Origin of the sequence: Pseudomonas sp. 7SR1, from assembly GCF_900156465.1 — a bacterium.
Classification (GTDB): domain Bacteria; phylum Pseudomonadota; class Gammaproteobacteria; order Pseudomonadales; family Pseudomonadaceae; genus Aquipseudomonas.
Window position 1 is genome coordinate 2,714,666 of record NZ_LT707064.1, and the last position, 17,108, is coordinate 2,731,773.

Annotated in this window: 12 protein-coding genes; all 12 read right to left on the bottom strand. The window is 61.5% G+C overall.

Going from position 1 to position 17,108, the window contains the following annotated elements:
• Positions 1-36: 36 nt before the first annotated feature.
• Entirely contained in the window at positions 37-1,488 is a 1,452-nt protein-coding gene (locus BW992_RS12390; protein WP_072397050.1) for a mannose-1-phosphate guanylyltransferase/mannose-6-phosphate isomerase, read from the bottom strand.
• Between the two features lie 215 nt (positions 1,489-1,703).
• Complete coding sequence (locus BW992_RS12395; protein ID WP_072397060.1) at positions 1,704-2,369, bottom strand: alginate O-acetyltransferase AlgF; 666 nt, start codon at positions 2,367-2,369, stop codon at positions 1,704-1,706.
• 14 nt (positions 2,370-2,383) lie between these two features.
• Positions 2,384-3,559: an alginate O-acetyltransferase gene (locus BW992_RS12400; RefSeq protein WP_072397062.1), complete on the bottom strand. Its 1,176-nt coding sequence runs from the start codon at positions 3,557-3,559 to the stop codon at positions 2,384-2,386.
• A gap of 11 nt (positions 3,560-3,570) precedes the next feature.
• Entirely contained in the window at positions 3,571-5,136 is a 1,566-nt protein-coding gene (locus BW992_RS12405) for an MBOAT family O-acyltransferase (RefSeq protein ID WP_076406315.1), read from the bottom strand.
• 219 nt (positions 5,137-5,355) lie between these two features.
• Positions 5,356-6,480, bottom strand: coding sequence for a mannuronate-specific alginate lyase (locus tag BW992_RS12410; protein WP_072397209.1), 1,125 nt, complete (start codon positions 6,478-6,480; stop codon positions 5,356-5,358).
• Between the two features lie 23 nt (positions 6,481-6,503).
• Positions 6,504-7,952, bottom strand: coding sequence for an alginate O-acetyltransferase (locus BW992_RS12415; protein ID WP_072397066.1), 1,449 nt, complete (start codon positions 7,950-7,952; stop codon positions 6,504-6,506).
• An 11-nt stretch (positions 7,953-7,963) separates the two neighbouring features.
• The gene (algG, locus tag BW992_RS12420; RefSeq protein ID WP_072397068.1) at positions 7,964-9,553 is read right to left on the bottom strand and encodes a mannuronan 5-epimerase AlgG; all 1,590 of its coding nucleotides are present in this window, start codon (positions 9,551-9,553) and stop codon (positions 7,964-7,966) included.
• 26 nt (positions 9,554-9,579) lie between these two features.
• Positions 9,580-11,070, bottom strand: a complete 1,491-nt coding sequence (locus BW992_RS12425; RefSeq protein ID WP_072397211.1) for an alginate export family protein — start codon at positions 11,068-11,070, stop codon at positions 9,580-9,582.
• Between the two features lie 5 nt (positions 11,071-11,075).
• On the bottom strand, positions 11,076-12,581 hold the full coding sequence (gene algK, locus BW992_RS12430) for an alginate biosynthesis TPR repeat lipoprotein AlgK (RefSeq protein ID WP_072397070.1): 1,506 nt from the start codon (positions 12,579-12,581) through the stop codon (positions 11,076-11,078).
• 9 nt (positions 12,582-12,590) lie between these two features.
• A complete protein-coding gene (locus BW992_RS12435; RefSeq protein ID WP_072397072.1) occupies positions 12,591-13,760 on the bottom strand; it encodes an alginate biosynthesis protein Alg44 in 1,170 nt (389 codons plus the stop codon).
• A gap of 35 nt (positions 13,761-13,795) precedes the next feature.
• On the bottom strand, positions 13,796-15,277 hold the full coding sequence (gene alg8, locus BW992_RS12440; protein ID WP_371128610.1) for a mannuronan synthase: 1,482 nt from the start codon (positions 15,275-15,277) through the stop codon (positions 13,796-13,798).
• A gap of 100 nt (positions 15,278-15,377) precedes the next feature.
• A complete protein-coding gene (locus tag BW992_RS12445) occupies positions 15,378-16,694 on the bottom strand; it encodes a nucleotide sugar dehydrogenase (protein WP_072397077.1) in 1,317 nt (438 codons plus the stop codon).
• Positions 16,695-17,108: the final 414 nt, after the last annotated feature.

The following is a 17,108-nucleotide window of genomic DNA, read 5'->3' on the forward strand; positions in this document are numbered from 1 at the left end:
AGTGGGCTGGATGGGGGCTTCGTTTGGGGCCGAACGTTATTGCGCGATGGTCTTCACCGACACGCCGCGTTCGATCGGGGTGGAGCGACCGTAGATGTCTTCGAAGCGCTCGATGTCGTCTTCGCCCAGGTAGCTGCCGGACTGCACCTCGATGATTTCCAGCGGGATCTTGCCCGGGTTGCGCAGACGATGGACGGATGCGATCGGGATGTAGGTCGACTGGTTTTCACACAGCAGGAACACGTTCTCGTCGCAGGTGACCTCGGCGGTGCCGCTGACCACGATCCAGTGTTCGGCGCGGTGGTGGTGCATCTGCAGCGACAGGCACGCGCCCGGCTTGACCGAGATGTGCTTGACCTGGAAACGACCGCCCATGTCCACCGAGTCGTAGGAGCCCCACGGACGGTAGACCTCGCAGTGGTTCTGGGTTTCGCTGCGGCCCTGGGCGTTGAGGGTGTTGACCAGCTGTTTCACGCCTTGGACCTTGTCCTTGTGGGCGATCATCATGGCGTCCTTGGTTTCCACCACCACGATGTTCTCCAGGCCGATCACCGACACCAGCTTGCCGTTGCCGTGGATCATGCAGTTGCGGCTGTCCTGGATCACTACGTCGCCCTTGGTGACGTTGCCGTTGGCGTCTTTTTCGTTGACTTCCCACAGCGACGCCCAGCAGCCGACATCGCTCCAGCCCGCCGCCAGTGGCACCACGCAGGCCCGCTGGGTCTTTTCCATCACCGCGTAGTCGATGGAGTTGTCCGGGCAGCAAGCGAAGGTGGCTTCGTCGAAGGTGATGGTGTCCGCTGTCTGTTCGCTGCGCTCCAGGGTCAGCAGGCAGGTGTCATAGATGTCCGGATCGTGCTTCTTCAATTCCTCGAGGAAGCGGCTGGCGCGGAACAGGAACATGCCGCTGTTCCAGAAATAACCACCGGCTTCGAGGAATTCGGTGGCGCGCTTGGCGTCGGGTTTCTCGACGAAGTGCGAAACGCGGCTCACACCCTCGGGCAGCAGCGCATCGTTGGTCGACTTGATGTAGCCGTAGCCGGTCTCCGGCTTGGTCGGCGGGATGCCGAACAGCACCATCTCGCCGCGCTCGGCGGCCACGGTGGCCAGGGCCAGGGCGCGTTGCAGGGCTTTCTGGTCTTCGATCACGTGGTCGGCCGGCAGCACCAGCATCAACTCGTCGCGACCTTCATTGACCAGCATCATCGCCGTCAGGGCCACGGCCGGTGCGGTATTGCGCCCGAACGGTTCCATCAGGATGCGCTGGGCTTCCAGTTTGCGGTTGGCCAACTGCTCGTTGACGATGAACCGGTGGTCTTTGTTGCAGACCACGATCGGCGTGTCCATGCCTTCGAACACCAGGCGTTCGAGGGTCTGCTGGAACAGGGTGTTTTCCCCGGTCAGGGCCAGGAATTGTTTTGGGAATTGCTTGCGCGAAAGCGGCCAAAGACGTGAGCCGCTACCACCTGACAAGATCACCGGAATCATGTGTGTTACTCCTTGAAGCGAAATGGTTATAGAGCTACTGCGTTCTGTCGTTTCACTCTCTTGTTGTTGTTCCTTGCCCGAATGACAGCTGTGCTCAGTGTGGGAGCGAGCTTGCTCGCCATGGCGGTGTATCGATCGACATCCATGTTGAATGTCAGATAGCTATCGCGAGCACGCTCGCTCCCACAGGGCACAGCGTCAGTCAGGAAAACTCATCAGCGGGTCGACACGGGGCGCTTGACCCACACTGGCGACAGGCTGCTGCCCGAGCCGGTGACGTACAGCACCGCGGCTTCACCGCGCTCCAGGGCTACGGGTTTCAGATCGCCGACTTTCTTGTCGCCCTCGAACAGCGCCAGGCTGACTTTGACCGGATTGATTTCACGCTCGCCACGGCCTTTGGCCGCCACGTTCGGAACCACTTCGGTCTTGCCGTCGGCGGTCTTGAGGGTCAGTGCCTTGTCGCTCAGGTTCTGCACGCGAACCAGGGACTTCTGCTTGTTCTTGAACGGAGGTTCTTCGATCAGTTGTGGTTGGCCGCTGGCGTTGTTGACCAGGGTGTAATAGTGATCGGGAGCCAGTTTCACCGGTACGGTCTGGCTGCCGACCTTGGCGCTGTAGTCGCCGCCGGGCATGAAGCTGAAATCGCTGCTGGCCAGGGGGGCGACATCGCTCAGGTTGGTGCTGCCGACGGTGGCGCTGACTTCAGCGTTGCTGGCGTTGTAGAGGCGCACGAAGCTCGAGCCTTTTGGCGCGACCGGGCCGTACAGGGCCGAGTCACCGGCGAAGGCGGAAAAGGACAGGGCGCTCAGGCTGGCAGCGAGGGCAACGGCCTTGAAGGAGCGAGCAGCGAGACGGCGATGAGTTGTGGTGAAAGTCATGGTGGACCTCTCTTTCAGTTTTGCGCCCGGTCGGGCGTCTCGGATGGGGTGTTGGCGGCTACGTTCTGTTGGCGCGCACCGGCTTGTTTGAGCTCTGCGACCCACTGTGGGTCGGCGTCGCCGATTTCGTTGTTCACGGGCAGATAACGTTCAGGGAACTCCCAGATCAGCACCTGGGGCGGGCTGTTCTTGAAGGCGTCGCTCTTGAGGTAGCTGAGCATTGGCAGAATCGGGCCATGGCCGTCTTCGGCGTAGTTCACGACGTCGCTGTGCAGGGCCTGCTTGAGCGCACCGACGAAGTTCCAGTTGGGGTTGGCGCTGTAGCTGGTGCCGATCAGGGCCACGGGCACCTGGGCGTCGGCGAACAGGGCGTCGCCTTCGGCCGGCTGGTCGTCGGCTTCGCGGGTATTGCGCTTGACCAGCGGCTCCTGGGCCGGCATCAGCTCTTCGAACAGCGGATCCAGGGGCAGGAACTGACGCAGGTCGCCCTTGTGGGTGATCTTTTCCACAGGCTCGGTGACGAAGCGCTGCGGTTCACCGTTGAGCGGAGCGCGCTCGGCAATGGCCTTGGCCAGGTTCTCGGCGGCCACCTGGGCACCTTCCGGCGTCCAGTGGGTATCGGTGCGCAGGAACACTTGCTGGCCGCTTTGCTTGGCCTGTTGCAACGGGCCGAGCAGGTCGGGGGCGATGATCTTGTCCGCCGCCACGCGAGCATGGAAATCCTGGTAGAGGTTGGCGTGGATGCTGGATGGCTTCACTTCACCCAGGTGCTCGGGGTACAGCCGCGCCTTGGCCGGCACGATCGCCATCACCAGGGTGATGCCTTGCTCCTTGAGCTTCTGGCGCACGCCCTCGATCAACGCGTAGTTGCCTTGCAGGTTCAGCTCTTCGTTGACGATCGGGTTGAACTCTTCATCGCTGTACAGCCACTGGTCACGGCCCAGGACCACGCCCTTGCGGCCTTCGTTGAACAGCTTGTAGTCCAGCGCCGCCCAGATGTTGGTGCCCAGGCGCTTGATGGGAAACTCGTCGTCGTAGTGGGTTTCCACGGCCTTGGCCCAGCGCCCGTTGAGCACCGTGGCATCGGGGTTGGTGCTGAAGCCGAAGAAACTGCGCATCGACCACAGGCCCAGCACCACCAGGGTCAGCAGAAACAGTGCGATGTAAAAGATGCGTAATGAGCGGGTCATGTTCAGATCCCTCAGAACTGGAAGTAAAGGAACGGCGAGAAGCTTTGCGCCGAGAGTTTGAGAATCGAGGCGATGAACAGCAGCAGCACCAGGGCGCGCATCACATAGCGTGGCCAGTCGGCGACCCAGTAGGCTGGTTGCACCTGGGCTTCGACACCCACGGTGTAGCCCGGTTCATGGATGTTCGACGGGTTGTCGCCCGGAACGGCCTTGATCAGGCCCGGTTGCGCGGTGGCCGGACAATCGGCCTCGGTGCTGACCTCGGGCTTGGTCTTGACTGGAGGACGGTTGGTGTAGAAGTCCCGCAGGCCGAAGAAGGCGAGGGTGACGTAGGCCACCACCAGCGTGGCGATCTGCAGGCCGGTGAGGTTGGCGCGGGTCAGTTCCGACAGCGACCAGTCGCCGAAGCTGAACATGGCGCCGTACATGCGACCGGCCACGTGCAGGTTCTCGGCACGGAAGATCACCCAGCCCATGACCACCAGCAGGAAGGTCAGTGCCCAGCGGATCGGGTTGATGGTGCGCGGCGTGGTGTTGATGCCCACGGCCTTCTCGATGGCCAGCCAGATACCGTGCCAGGCGCCCCAGATCACGTAGGTGATGTTCGCACCGTGCCACAGACCGCCGAGCAGCATGGTCAGGAACAGGTTGCGATAGGTCATCAGCGTGCCTTTGCGGTTACCGCCCAGGGTGATGTAGAGGTAGTCACGCAGCCAGGTGGACAGGCTGATGTGCCAGCGCCGCCAGAACTCGGTGATGGACTGGCTGATGTAGGGCTGCTTGAAGTTTTCCATGAAGCGGAAACCCATCATCAGGCCCAGGCCGATGGCCATGTCGCTGTAGCCGGAGAAGTCGAAGTACAGCTGCGCGGTGTAGGCCAGGGCGCCGAGCCAGGCGTCACCCGTGGTGGGGTTCTGCAGGGCGAAGCAATGGTCGGCCACCACCGCCAGGGTGTCGGCGATGAACACTTTCTTGATGAAGCCCTGCATGAAGCGCGTGCAGCCTTCGGAGAACTTGTCCAGGGTGTGGGTGCGGTTGTTGAACTGATCGGCCAGGTCACGGAAACGCAGCACGGGGCCGGCGATCAGGTGGGGGAAGATCGCCACGAACGCCGCGAAGTCGATCAGGTTGCGGGTCGCCGGGGTATCGCCGCGATAGACGTCGATGATGTAGCTGATGGACTCGAAGATGTAGAACGAGATCCCGATCGGCAACAGCACGTGGGTCAGGATGAACGGATTGAGACCGAAGCTGGTGATGATGGCGTTGAGGCTGTCCACGCCGAAGTTGGCGTATTTGAAATAGCCGAGGATGGCCAGGTCCACGCCCACGCCAAGCAGCAGCCAGCGCTGGGCCGGTTTGGTGCGCACGCCCGCGGCGCCGACTTTAAGGCCGATCCAGTAGTTCCACAGGGTGACGCCGGCGAACAGCGCCAGGAAATCCACCCGCCACCAGGCATAGAACACATAGCTGGCGATCAGCAGCAGCAGGTTGCGATAGCGTTGCCCGCTCAGGTAGTACAAGCCGAGAAAGATCGGCAGGAACAGGAACAGGAACACGTTGGATGAAAATACCATCCCGATCTCTCCATGTTGAATCAACAGTCAAGGGCCAGAGCCCCCCCAAACCCCCCCATGAAACCGGGGGGTTGATTACATTCGAAACAAACCACATTCCCTGTGGGAGCGAGCTTGCTCGCGATTGCGATCTGACATTCACTTTGGTGGCGACTGACATACCGTCATCGCGAGCAAGCTCGCTCCCACAGAATTCCCCGCCAGGCAGGGAGGGTGGGCTTAGCTTCCTTTCTCACCTTTATCCCGCGATGGGTCGTACACCTTGGTCAAGTCCCCGCCGAGGCGGAAGGTCTTGAACGGCTGCATTTCATGCTTGCGTTCCAGCACATCCTGCGAGCATGTGTAGAGGGAGCAGAACGGTTCGAGCCAGGCGAATTTCGAATCGATCTTGAGATCCTTCATGTCCTGTTCTTCGCCATTCTTCTCTTCGAAGATGTCCGGGTCTTCCACACCGGCCAGTACCCGCTCGCCCAGACGCTTGAGGGCGGCATTGTTTTCCTGGCGCAGGTCCACGCCGTTGACCTGGGCAAAACTGGCGATCATCGCCAGGGGCGGCAGGGCATAGTTGTGGTACGACAGCGCCCGCTGCTTGCGCTTGAGTTCGTTGGGCAGGAAACCGTCGGCGTCCACCTGGTTGACGCCGACCTTGTATTCCTTGACGGCCCAGTCGAACAGGTCGCGACGGTTGGTCGCCACGGCCGTGGCCATCACCGACCAGGCTGCCCAGTAGGAGTGGTTGTTGGTCTTGTCCAGGGGCAGGTTGTCCCAGTCGCTGACCACCTGGTCGGCCATCTTGCTGAACCAGCCTTCGATCAGTTGCGCCTGTTCCTGGTGGTTGGCCAGTGGGCGCGACTCGGAGAACTTCAGGCGCACATAGGCCGAGGCCATGCTGCCCAAGGCCCATTTGCGCATGGACTTGCCGGTGTGGTTGAAGTCGGTGGACATCAACGCATCGGCCTTGGCCCATTCGGTCAGCCAGTTCAAGGTGCATTCCAGTTGCTCGGGGCGACCGTCGCGCATGAACTGCATCACCTGCTTGCTGATACCCCGTTCGATCCGGGTGATGTCGGCGGTGCTGTCACGGAAGGCTTTTTCCGATTGCACGTTCAAGGTCGCGCGGGCCTTGTCGGAGCCTTCGTACTTGCTGCGGAACTGCAGCGCGCCGGTATAGGGCGTTGGCGTTGCATCGCAGCCCTGGGCCGGGTCGCCGACCTTGACCTTCTCGATCGGTGCGAAGTAGCCCTGTGGCGGACGCAGCGGAGCCGCGGCCTGGGTGGCCCCGGCGAACATCGCCAGGGTCAGCAGGGACGGCGCCAGCAGCGCTTTCAACGTTCGGGGTCGCATGTTTCTGGTCATAAAGCGAGACCTCATTGTCCGATTTGAGCCGTTTGTTCGGCTTGCGGAGAGACATTGCGTTTGCAGACTTTCGCTTCGATTTGCTGTGGTGCCGCACCGGCTTCGGGGCCCTGGACTTCAACGGCCAGCAGGTTCTGCGAGGCCCAGTCCTCATCGGTGCGCAACTGGAAGGCGAAACGCCCGTCGGTTTCGGAGGTGTTCGGTTTCTCGATCTTGATGTCCTCGTGGCGCCCATTCATGTACCAGAGGGTGGCTTGCAACGTTTTCACCGAGGTGTCGGCGAAACGGATGTCGACCTGGTGGCTGCCGTTACGCAGATCCATGTTCTTGCTATTGACCATCAATTCGTTCTTGCCCGGCTTCAGGGCGGTCTTGCTGCTCATCAGCGCCGGCTTGCCTTCGCAACCGTTGTTGTCCAGCAACGCCATCATCTGGCGGTAGATGGTTTCCTGGTCCAGGCGATACAGCGGCGAGAATTCCCAGATCAGGATCTTGGGTGGGCTCTTCTGGAATTCCTCGCTGCCCAGGTACTGGATCATCGCGCCCTCGAAACCACCGCCGGGGAAGGCGACGTTGAGAATGTCGGCGCCGATGGCTTCTTCCAGGAAGCCGGCGAAGTTGTAGTTCTTGCCGCTGTGACTGGTACCCACGAGGGTGATCTGCGGGTTGCCGGAATCGCCGAACAGGTCGCCGTCGCCAGCTTCGCCCTTGGGCTCGGTGGTGAACTGGTCCATGTACTGGATCGCATAGCTGGTGCCGCACAGCTGGCCGGCCATGTTGTGCAGGGTGCCGGTCTTGCCCATGCGGCCGGACTTCTTGGTCTCGAACTCACGCTTGGGAATGTCGGCGAAGGCCGGGATCTGCTTGACCTTCTCGGCGACGATCTTCGCCGTGCGCTGGGCGCCGTAGGGTGTCCAGTGCTGGTCGCCACGGAAGTAGAAATCGTGGGCCGGCAGGGTCTCGGGGAGGTTTTCGTTGGTCAGCGGAGACAGGTCCGGTACCACGTAGCCCATCTGCGCGAAGCGACCGAGCATGGCCTTGTAGTTGGTCAGGGCCTTTTCATAGTCGAAGCTGGCCTTTTCCTGTGGGTTGAGCTTGTTGCGGTTCACCAGGCCCCGGGTGGGCTGATAGACGATCACCAGTTCGACGCCTTTCTTCTTGAAGGCATCGTGCAGCATCTGCATGCGCTTGTAGCCGGCCGGGGTAGTGTCGAACTCGGTACGCAGGTCTTCCCGGGTACGGAACAGCCAGTCGCCCTGGGCCTGTACCAGCGTGGTGAAGTTCTGCTGGTAGCGCGTGGTGTAGTTCTTTTCGTCGTGTGCCGCAGGGCACAGGCTGCAGCAAGGTTCGGCAGTAAAGGTCGGCGCCTTGATTTCGTCGGCGCGCGCGCCGCTGGTGGCGGCGAGAATGCCGGCGGTCAGGGCGGACAGGCCCAGGAGTTTGATCATCTGTGGGTTCATAAAGGTCATCCTCAATCCCGCATTTCGGTCTGGCGTTCGACGGGGTCGATCAGCACGGCTTTCTGCTGGCGCACCAGCAGGTCGAGAATTTCGTCCTGGCGCTCGCCCAGGATTCCCGTGAAGCTGATGCCGCTGGATTTGGTCGGCGCGAGCATGGACACGCGGTACAGCTCGACGCTCAGCGGCGAGTCGATGGACAGCGGGCCACTGCCATTGGCGGCCAGTTCGCCGCCGACCACGATCAGGGAAACCTGGGCGTCGAACGGGTCGAGCTTGATGTCACGGTCGGTATCGGACAGGTCCTTGATGTGACCGTAGATACCGGTCAGGCCGTTGGCCATGGACACGTTTTCGTAGAGACGAATGTTCACGCTGTTACGAATGCGGATGCCGTGGCGCTGGTTGCTGATCACTTTGTTGTCCCACAACAGGTTGTCACCACTCTCATAAAGCGTGATGCCGTCGGTGTGGTTCTTGTAGATCTCGTTGTAGGCGATGATGTTGTTGACGCTGTTACGGTCGATCACCAGGCCCGAGAGTTTGTTGTCGTAGCTGCGGTTGTTGAAGATGAAGCTGTCGTTGACCTCACGGGAAATGATGATCCCGTGCTTCTTCTTCGTCCCGTAGACGGTGTTGTCGGCAATGATCAACCGATGGGACCGGTCGTGGGGGTCGATACCGTAGACGATGTTGTCCTTGTAGGTGTTGCCCTTGATGACGAAGTCGCGGGTCTCGTAGCAGTAGAAGCCGTACCACATGTCCGAGAACTCGGAACCGATGATCCAGCCGGTCGGTTCCGGGCGCTTGAGGACCTTGGCCATGTTCGGCGTGTACTGGGAGATACTCACCCCGTACGACTTACTGTTGGCGTAGCCGAAGCTGGCCATCTTCGAGTTGACGATGTAGGTCTCGGTACCGCCCCAGGCCAGCAGGAACGGACGGAATTCGTTGGCCGAACGGAAAGTGGCGGGGCCGTTTTCCTTTTCGCGCCAGCCGGTGACCTTGGTGTCGTGGATGAACATCTGGCCATCGTTCACCAGGAACGAGCCGCCTTCCTGGGACAGGCGCAGCTCCTGGGTCTGCTTGTCGATTTCCAGGATGCCTTTCTGGCCGACCACGATCGGGATCCTCGCCAGGAAGACGCCTGGCGAGGTCTCGATGATGTATTTGGGCGCCTTCCTGGCCACGTCCTTGAGGTTCATGTAGCCATCGTCGATGAAGATGGCCTGGGGAATACCGTGCTGGCGCACGACCCACTCGGCCATCTTGTTGTCACCGCCGATGAAGTCCTTCAGGGCGTTTTCCTGCATCATCCGGCGCACGCTGACCTTGCCGGGCTTGCTGCGCACGATCTTGGCCACGGCCGCTTCGGCGGTGAAGCCCTTGAGGTCGGGCAAGGTCGGCTTGGCCAGTTCCAGCGGGGCGGTCGGCGCACTGCTGACGGTGTAGGTCTTGGCCGCTTGCAGTTCCTTGGCCACGTTGCCCGGCTTGACCACCGGTTCAACGTTGGCGAACGCCGGCGAGCCGGCCAGCAGCATGGCTGCGACCAACAGGCTGATCGAACCTTTCATCGCCTGGCTGTTCCTTTGGTAGCGGTTCATATCGGGCACTCCCATGGCCGTTCGCATCAGAAGCGCCAGATCACGTCGACAAAGGCGCGATGCATGTACGAATCGACCTCTTTGCCGTAGGCGTCGCCTGGCTTGAACACGCCGCCACGAAAGCGCACCAGCGCCGACGGCTCATCGATGGACTGGCTCAGCGCGGCCGGCAGCAGCCCTTGCTTGAAGTACTTGGTGACCACCAGATCGACTTCCTGGCCCAGGTCCTTGTCGCCGTCACGCAGCGGCAGGGTGGAGGTGGACAGGATGGCGCCGGTCACGTCGTCGGTGTTGTTCTGTACGGCGTTGATGCCGTTGCTGCCCACCGGCTTGTTGCCGTCCACGCGCCAGAACTTGTGGTACACCAGGCTGGCGTCGTATTCGTCGCGCAACTGCCAGGAGCCGAACAGCGAGGCGCTCTGGGTGTTGCTCATCTCGCCACGGAACGCCTCGCCGAAACGATGGACCCGCGAACGAGTGCCGGTGAAGTTCGAGCGGTTGCTCTGCAGGCCATTCTGTTCATAGTCCTCGCTGGCGCGGGCATAGGCGGCACCGACTTGCCATTGCGGATCCAGGCGCAGGCGAATACCCAGGTCGGTGGCCCAGCCATCCACGTCGTCGCTGCGCTTGGCTTGCGCCGGACGGGTGCCGTCGGCGTTGAGCGGGTTGACGGTGTCGCGGTCGCCGGTCATGCCGGTGATGCTCGCCCAATAGTTGACGGTATTGGTGTTGCGCCAGTTATAGGCATCGCTGTTGGCTTCCAGGCCGAGCCAGGACAGGTCACCGTTCTCGGTCTTGTCCAGGACATCGGTGGGTTCGCCCGGGGTCGGGTAGTCGAGGCTGCCGTTGTCATGGGTGTGATGGGCGCGGATACCGGCCCACTGGCCTGGCATCCACTGGTAGCCCACGTCGCCGTAGACGTGCAGGCGATCCTTGTCCTTGGGCGACAGCTCCTTGAGGTCGGTGCGGTATTCGCTGAAACGTTCGGCCACGCCGAGGTTGGCCCGCAACAAGGTGGTGTCGAAGGTCCAGTTCAAGGCCTCGATGTTGGTGTCGCGCCACTGGCCGTCATCGTTGCGCAGGCGCTGGCGGCCGAACTTCAACTGCTCGCCCGGGTACGGGGTCAGGCCGCGATAGCCAATCCAGAATTCGCGCATGGCCAGGTAGCTCTTCTTGGCTTCGCGATCGCCGCTGTCGGTTTCCTGGGTGCTGCCATCGGACTGTTGCAAGGTGTCAGTCTCGATGATGTCGGAAGACGTCACGGCCTGGGCCATGGCGTAGGCGCTCCAGGCACCGCTTTCGCTTTCGCCGTAGACCCAGGGACGCAGGTCCAGGCCGACACCGTTGACGTCGCCACCGCTCTGGGTGCCGAGGTCACGGTCGTCTTCGGACTGGCCGGTGATCTTCACTTCCAGGCCGAAGTTCTTGGTGTCGGTCAGGGCCGCCAGGGTCGGGCAGGACCACAGCAGGGCGCAGGTCAGGCCAATTCCGGCCTGCACAAAAGGATTGAGCTTCAAAGGCTTCATAGAGGTTCCTCGCCGTTATCTTCTTTTAGGGCTTGCAGTTCCAGCGTATCGGGGCTCATGGCACCACGAATGGCCTGCTCTTGTTGTAGCAGGCGTTGCGCTTGGGCAAGCTGTTGCGGCGGTAATTGGGCTTCGAGGGTCTGGGCAAGCTCGGTGGCTTGCGGGGTGTTCTGGGCCTTGGCCAACTGGCTGAACACATAGGCGTTGACCGGGTTGGGCTTGGTGCCCTTGCCCTGGGAGAACAGCTGGGCAATGGCATAGTCAGCGCTGTTCTGGCCGTTACGGGCAGCCTTGAGCAAGTGGTCCAGGGCTTTTTGCGAGTAGACCTGGCCCAGGTAACCACGGCGATAGATCTGGCCGAGGTAGTAATCGGCGGCCACTTCGCGGCCGACGGCTTTCTGGAAATGTGCCTCGGCGACCTTGGCGTCGGCCGGTACCCACTTGCCTTCGTAGTAGAGTTTGCCCAACAGCAACTCGGCCCGAGGCTGGTCGGCGGCACGGCCGTTTTCCAGGTACTGCATCATCTTGTCGACGTCGCCCAGCTCGGGGAAATCGTAGAGCAACTGCGCCAGGCTGACCCAGGCGGCGGGGTAGCCGGGGGCGATGCCTTCGAGCAGCGACTGGGCTGTCTTCTCGTCGGTCTTGCCGAGGCTGGGATCGGCCAGCACGCGCGCGACGCTGTCCACGCGCTGGGCAGAAACCACGCCACGACTGTGGCCGGCCTGCATCTGCTTGAGCAACTCGGCCTGCTGTTCCGGCTGGCCGCGTTTCTGGTAGACCGTGGCCAGTTCGACGTAGCAGATGTCGGTGGTCGCCAACGCGGCCTTGCACACCTTCTCCACTTCAGCCAGGTGCTGGTCGTAGGTGCCCTGGGTGCGATAGAGCAGAATCTGCGCCAGGCCTGCCTCCGGATAACCGGCGTTGCGCCACTGGTCGATCTGCTGCTGGGCGTTGACGTTCGGGAAGCTGTGGGGGTATTGCAGGTACAGCATCGCCAGCGGGATCAGGGTGTTGCCCTCACCGTTGGCGAAGGCTTTCTTCAACAGGCCCTCGGCCTCGTGCTTTTCAGCCTCGGTGGAACCGGGCTTGGCCACCAGCAGGCGACCCAGGCGAGCCTGGGCCCGTGGCGAGATATCGGCGGCAGCGCGGTAGGTCGCCTCGGCCTTTTTCATCTGCTCGGGGTCGCGGCTGTCCACCTGGATATCGGCCAGGCCCACCTGGGCTTCGCTGTAGCCCAGGTCTGCCAGTTGCTGATAGTTCTGCTGCGCCAACGCCGTGTCGCCGCGCTTGAGGGCTTCGTTGGCCAGGCGCTGGTCGGGCAGGCCCGCGCAACCGGCCAGGCTCACGGCCAGTGCCAAGGCACACAGTGTCCCCACTTGGGAACGAGCTTGCGGCGTATCATCCTGACCGCATTGATCCTTTCGCGAGCGAGTCGGATTGCCGAACCGTCGCTCCCACAGACTCTGTGGGGTATTCAGGATTTCTATAATGGTCACGGGCATATCCTCGACTTAAAGACCGACGGCCATGGCTTTGTCGATCAGCCAGTTCAGGCTTGGGCCACGGTCGCTGTGGACTTCTACCGGACGACCGGCCAGGGAGCTGTCCAGCGGCTCGTCAGGCTTGATCATCACGCGGATATCCGAAGACAGGTCCGCGCTCTTCAGGCTGGTGCTGCTGACGATCTTGCCGGTGCGGGTGACGTCTTCGCCGGCAACCTGGAAGTTGACCGCGGTGCCTGGGCGTACGTCGCCGAACTGGCGATAGGAGAAGCGAGCTTCGACATTGGCCTCGGTGCCGCGCGGGACCAGTTGGAAGATGACGTCGCCCTTGCTTGCGTACTGGCCGTCGGCAACCAGTTGCTGGGATACGATGCAGTCGCAAGGGGAGGTGAGGGTACCGGTCATCTGCTTGCCGAACAGTTCCTCGACCTTGGCCGGTTGCAATTGGTTGTCGTCCAGGTGGCCCTTGAGGACGTCGAGCATGCTGGTGCTGAACGTCGCCAGTGGGGCGCCCTTGGCCGCCACGCCGTCGGCCTTGACCAGGCTCTGCACGGTGCCGTCGCGCGGCATGGTGATGGCCATGCCCGGTACGTTCACCAGGCCTGCCTGGGCATGGCTGACGAAATACATGCCGTACACCGACTTGAAGATGAAACCGAACGCCGCCAGGCCGACAACGAAGATGCCCAGGCTGAAGGTCACGGCCCGCAGGCGACCCAGGGCGCTCATGCCGCCGGTTTCGTCCTTCTGCTTGCGTGCCTTGGTGAAGTTGTCGCGCTGCAGCGTCGCCAGTACGTCGCCCACGCTGACGATGTCGCCTGCCAGGTGCGAAGTGATGATGTGACGCAGTGTCGAGATGTCCCGCGGTTCCAGGTTCTGGAACTGGCAACCGGTGCGGCCGGTCTGGCGGTCGTGGGAGCGGATCTGCAGCTCCACGTCCATCGCCAGGCCGAGGTTGTCGATCACGAACTGCAGGCGAGCCTTGTACGACTCGCCGACCTTGAGCGGCATCTGACCGGCGTTGAAGCACAGGCCGCCGGCGGACAGGTCCAGGACCTTGACTTCCATCGGCGTACGGTCGGGACCGAAGAAGCGCAGCTTGGCCGGGATTTTGACCCGGGCGTGTTGGCGCTGGGCTTCGGATTCATGCACTACGTTGACATTCACGGCGGTGTTCATAGAGGCGATTTCCTAGTTAATTCAGGCGAGTTCGGTCAGACCATCGTCAGCAGCACGGCGACAAAGATGCTGCCGGCGGAGAAGGTCATGGTCCGAGACGACCAGGTGTTGAACCAACGTTGAAAGCTGGCGAGATCACGGGTCAGTGAGGTGGGCTGGCGTGTCCAGGACTGTTGGTCGAGGCGGAAGAACACGTAGATCTTCACCAGCGCGCCGACGATCTGGTTGTAATAGAGAATCATCGGGTAGGCCGGGCCGATCCGGTGTCCGGAGCACGACAGCAACAGGGTCAGCAGCAGCCGCGTGATGCCGATCCACAGCAGATACACCAGGATGAAGGCGGTGCCGTACTTGAAGCTGGCGATCAGTGCCACGGTCAGGCCCAGCAGCGACGTCCACATCGACACACGCTGGTCGAGCAGCACCACGGAGGTGAACAGGCCCAGGCGCCGCATGCCCAGGCCCAGTGCCCGGGAGTTCTGCCGAAGGTTGTTGCCGTACCAGCGGAACATCAGCTTGCGACTGGCCTTGATGAAGCTCTTTTCCGGCGGGTGCTCCACGGTGTTGATCGCCGCGTCCGGCACGTAGAAGGTGTCGTAGCCCAGGCGCATCAGGCTGAACCAGCTCGACTTGTCGTCCCCGGTCAGGAACTTGAAGCGACCCAGGCGCCAGTGTTGCAGCGAGTCGCTTTCCACGTCGGCGATGAAGTCCGGGTTGGTGACCACGGTGGCGCGGAACACCGACATGCGGCCGGTCATGGTCAACACACGCTTGGACAGGGCCATGGAGCACATGTTGATGTGGCGCTGGGCGAAACGCAGCTTGTGCCATTCGCTCATGATGTAGCCGCCGCGCACTTCGCAGAACTCGTTGGTAGTCAGGCCGCCGACGTTGCCGAACAGCTGGAACCACGGCACGGTCTTGCGCACGACGCCCTCGCCAAGCACGGTGTCGCCATCGATCACCGCAACCACGGCACGGTCGTCCGGCAAGTGGCGGGAGATGGCGCGGAAACCGTAGGCCAGGCCGTCACGCTTGCCGGTGCCGGGGATGCGCACGAAGTCCAGCTTGACCCGCTCCGGCGGGTTCATGCGGGCCCAGAGGCTCTTGACCAGCAACTCGTCGGACATTTCCACGATGGAGCAGACCACCGTGGTGGGCAGCCCGCACTCGATGGCTTCGCGAATCACCGAGCCGTACACCTGGGCCGTGGTCAGCGCGTCGATCCGGAAGCTGGTGACCATCAGGAACACATGCGACGGGTCGGCGGCCTTGCCCAGCTTGCGTACCTTGCGGCGCAGGTGTGGGTAGACGATGTACAGAAAGATCATGCCGCGTACGAAATGCGTCGCGCCCATGGAATAACGCCAGATGCCCACGGCGCCGATCAGGAAAATGAAGTCCTTGGATTCGGAGTCGAACGTAGACGTGGGCAGCGCCGTGGCGATGCCCATCAATAAACTCAAGTAAAACAGCCAACCGGCGGCCTGAAGCAGGCCGTGCTTTAGCCTGTGCATAATCTGCATCCGTCTCTATCTCGGGCGGGCCTTGTGGGCGGCCCGATGGGTTAAGGCAGGCGAAAGGCCGGCCAGGGCGAGCCCCGGCCGGCAAACAGACTTACCAGCAGATGCCTTCTGTCCGGCCATTCGGTGATGTGGCCTTGGACATGAAACCAACCAGGTCGATGACCTGCTTGCCTTCCGGTACGTTCTCGGTCAGCGAGCGGAATTTCTCGTCGCGGTTGCCGAGGATGATGATGTCGGAGTTGTCGATCACCGAGTCGAAATCGGAGTTGAGCAAGGACGAGACGTGAGGGATCTTCGACTCGATGTAATCCTTGTTCGCACCGTGGACGCGGGCGTATTCGACGTTGCTGTCGTAGATGCGCAGGTCGTAGCCCTTGCCGATCAGCATTTCCGCCAGTTCCACCAACGGGCTTTCGCGCAGGTCGTCGGTACCGGCCTTGAAGCTCAGGCCCAGCAGGGCGACCTTGCGTTTGTCGTGGGCGGAGACGATGTCGAAGGCGTTCTGCACCTGGGATTCGTTGCTGCGCATCAGCGAGTTGAGCAGCGGCGCTTCCACGTCCAGGCTGCTGGCGCGATAGGTCAGGGCGCGAACGTCCTTGGGCAGGCACGATCCGCCGAAGGCGAAGCCAGGGCGCATGTAGTACTGGGACAGGTTCAGGGCCTTGTCCTGGCAGACCACGTCCATCACTTCACGGCCATCGACGCCTACGGCCTTGGCGATGTTGCCGATTTCGTTGGCGAAGGTCACCTTGGTGGCGTGCCAGACGTTGCAGGTGTACTTGATCATCTCGGCGACGGCGATGTCCTTGCGGATGATCGGCGCATCGAGCTCTTCGTACAGCGATTGCAGAACGTCGCCGGAGGCCTTGTCGAACTCGCCGATGACAGTCATCGGTGGCTGGTCGTAGTCCTTGATGGCGGTGCTTTCACGCAGGAACTCAGGGTTGACCGCGACGCCGAAATCGACGCCAGCCTTTTTGCCGGAGCAGTCTTCGAGGATCGGGATCACTACGTTCGCTACGGTGCCTGGCAGAACGGTACTGCGAACCACGATGGTGTGGCGGGTCGTCTTGTCGCGCAGGACAAAACCGATTTCGCGGCACACGGCTTCGATGTAGTTCAGTTCCAGGTCGCCGTTTTTCTTGCTCGGTGTACCGACGCAGATCATCGACAGATCGGTATCGCGAATGGCTTCGGCGAAGTTGGTAGTACCGCGCAAACGGCCCGTTTGAATACCTTGTGCCAGCAACTCTCCAAGACCCGGTTCAACGATCGGCGACTTGCCGGCGTTGATCATATCGATCTTGTCCTTGGCGACATCAACGCCAACCACATCATGGCCCCGTGCAGACAGGCAACCGGCACATACTGCACCGACGTAACCCAAACCAAATATGCTAATGCGCATCGCATTTACCTCTGTTTTCACGCCATTAAATGGCCGGAGTTAATAGTGTTCAGCGGTCATAGTGCACTCGGAAGTGTGGAATGCAGGCGCCACAATGCCGTGTGCAGGCATACTAAGTTCCGAGTGTCTAAATAATTGCACTCAAGTTGTGCGCAAAGCGGCCTAGTTGTTATGACCTGCCCTGTTATGCAGCCGGTCCTCGTTGTCGGGGACGTCCGTGCAAAGGTCTTACACTTCTGATTCCTGGCGAAAAGCCCACAAAATCAGAAGGTTGTGTGCTCGGGTGAACACGTTATAGGGGCGCAGCCTTGGCCTTTGTAGGGGATAGTGATGGTGCGTTATCTCCTGTCCTTTCATATTGGATCCCAATAGACGACCGTTTCGCTTAGTTGTCGTGACAACTTGGTTACTCTG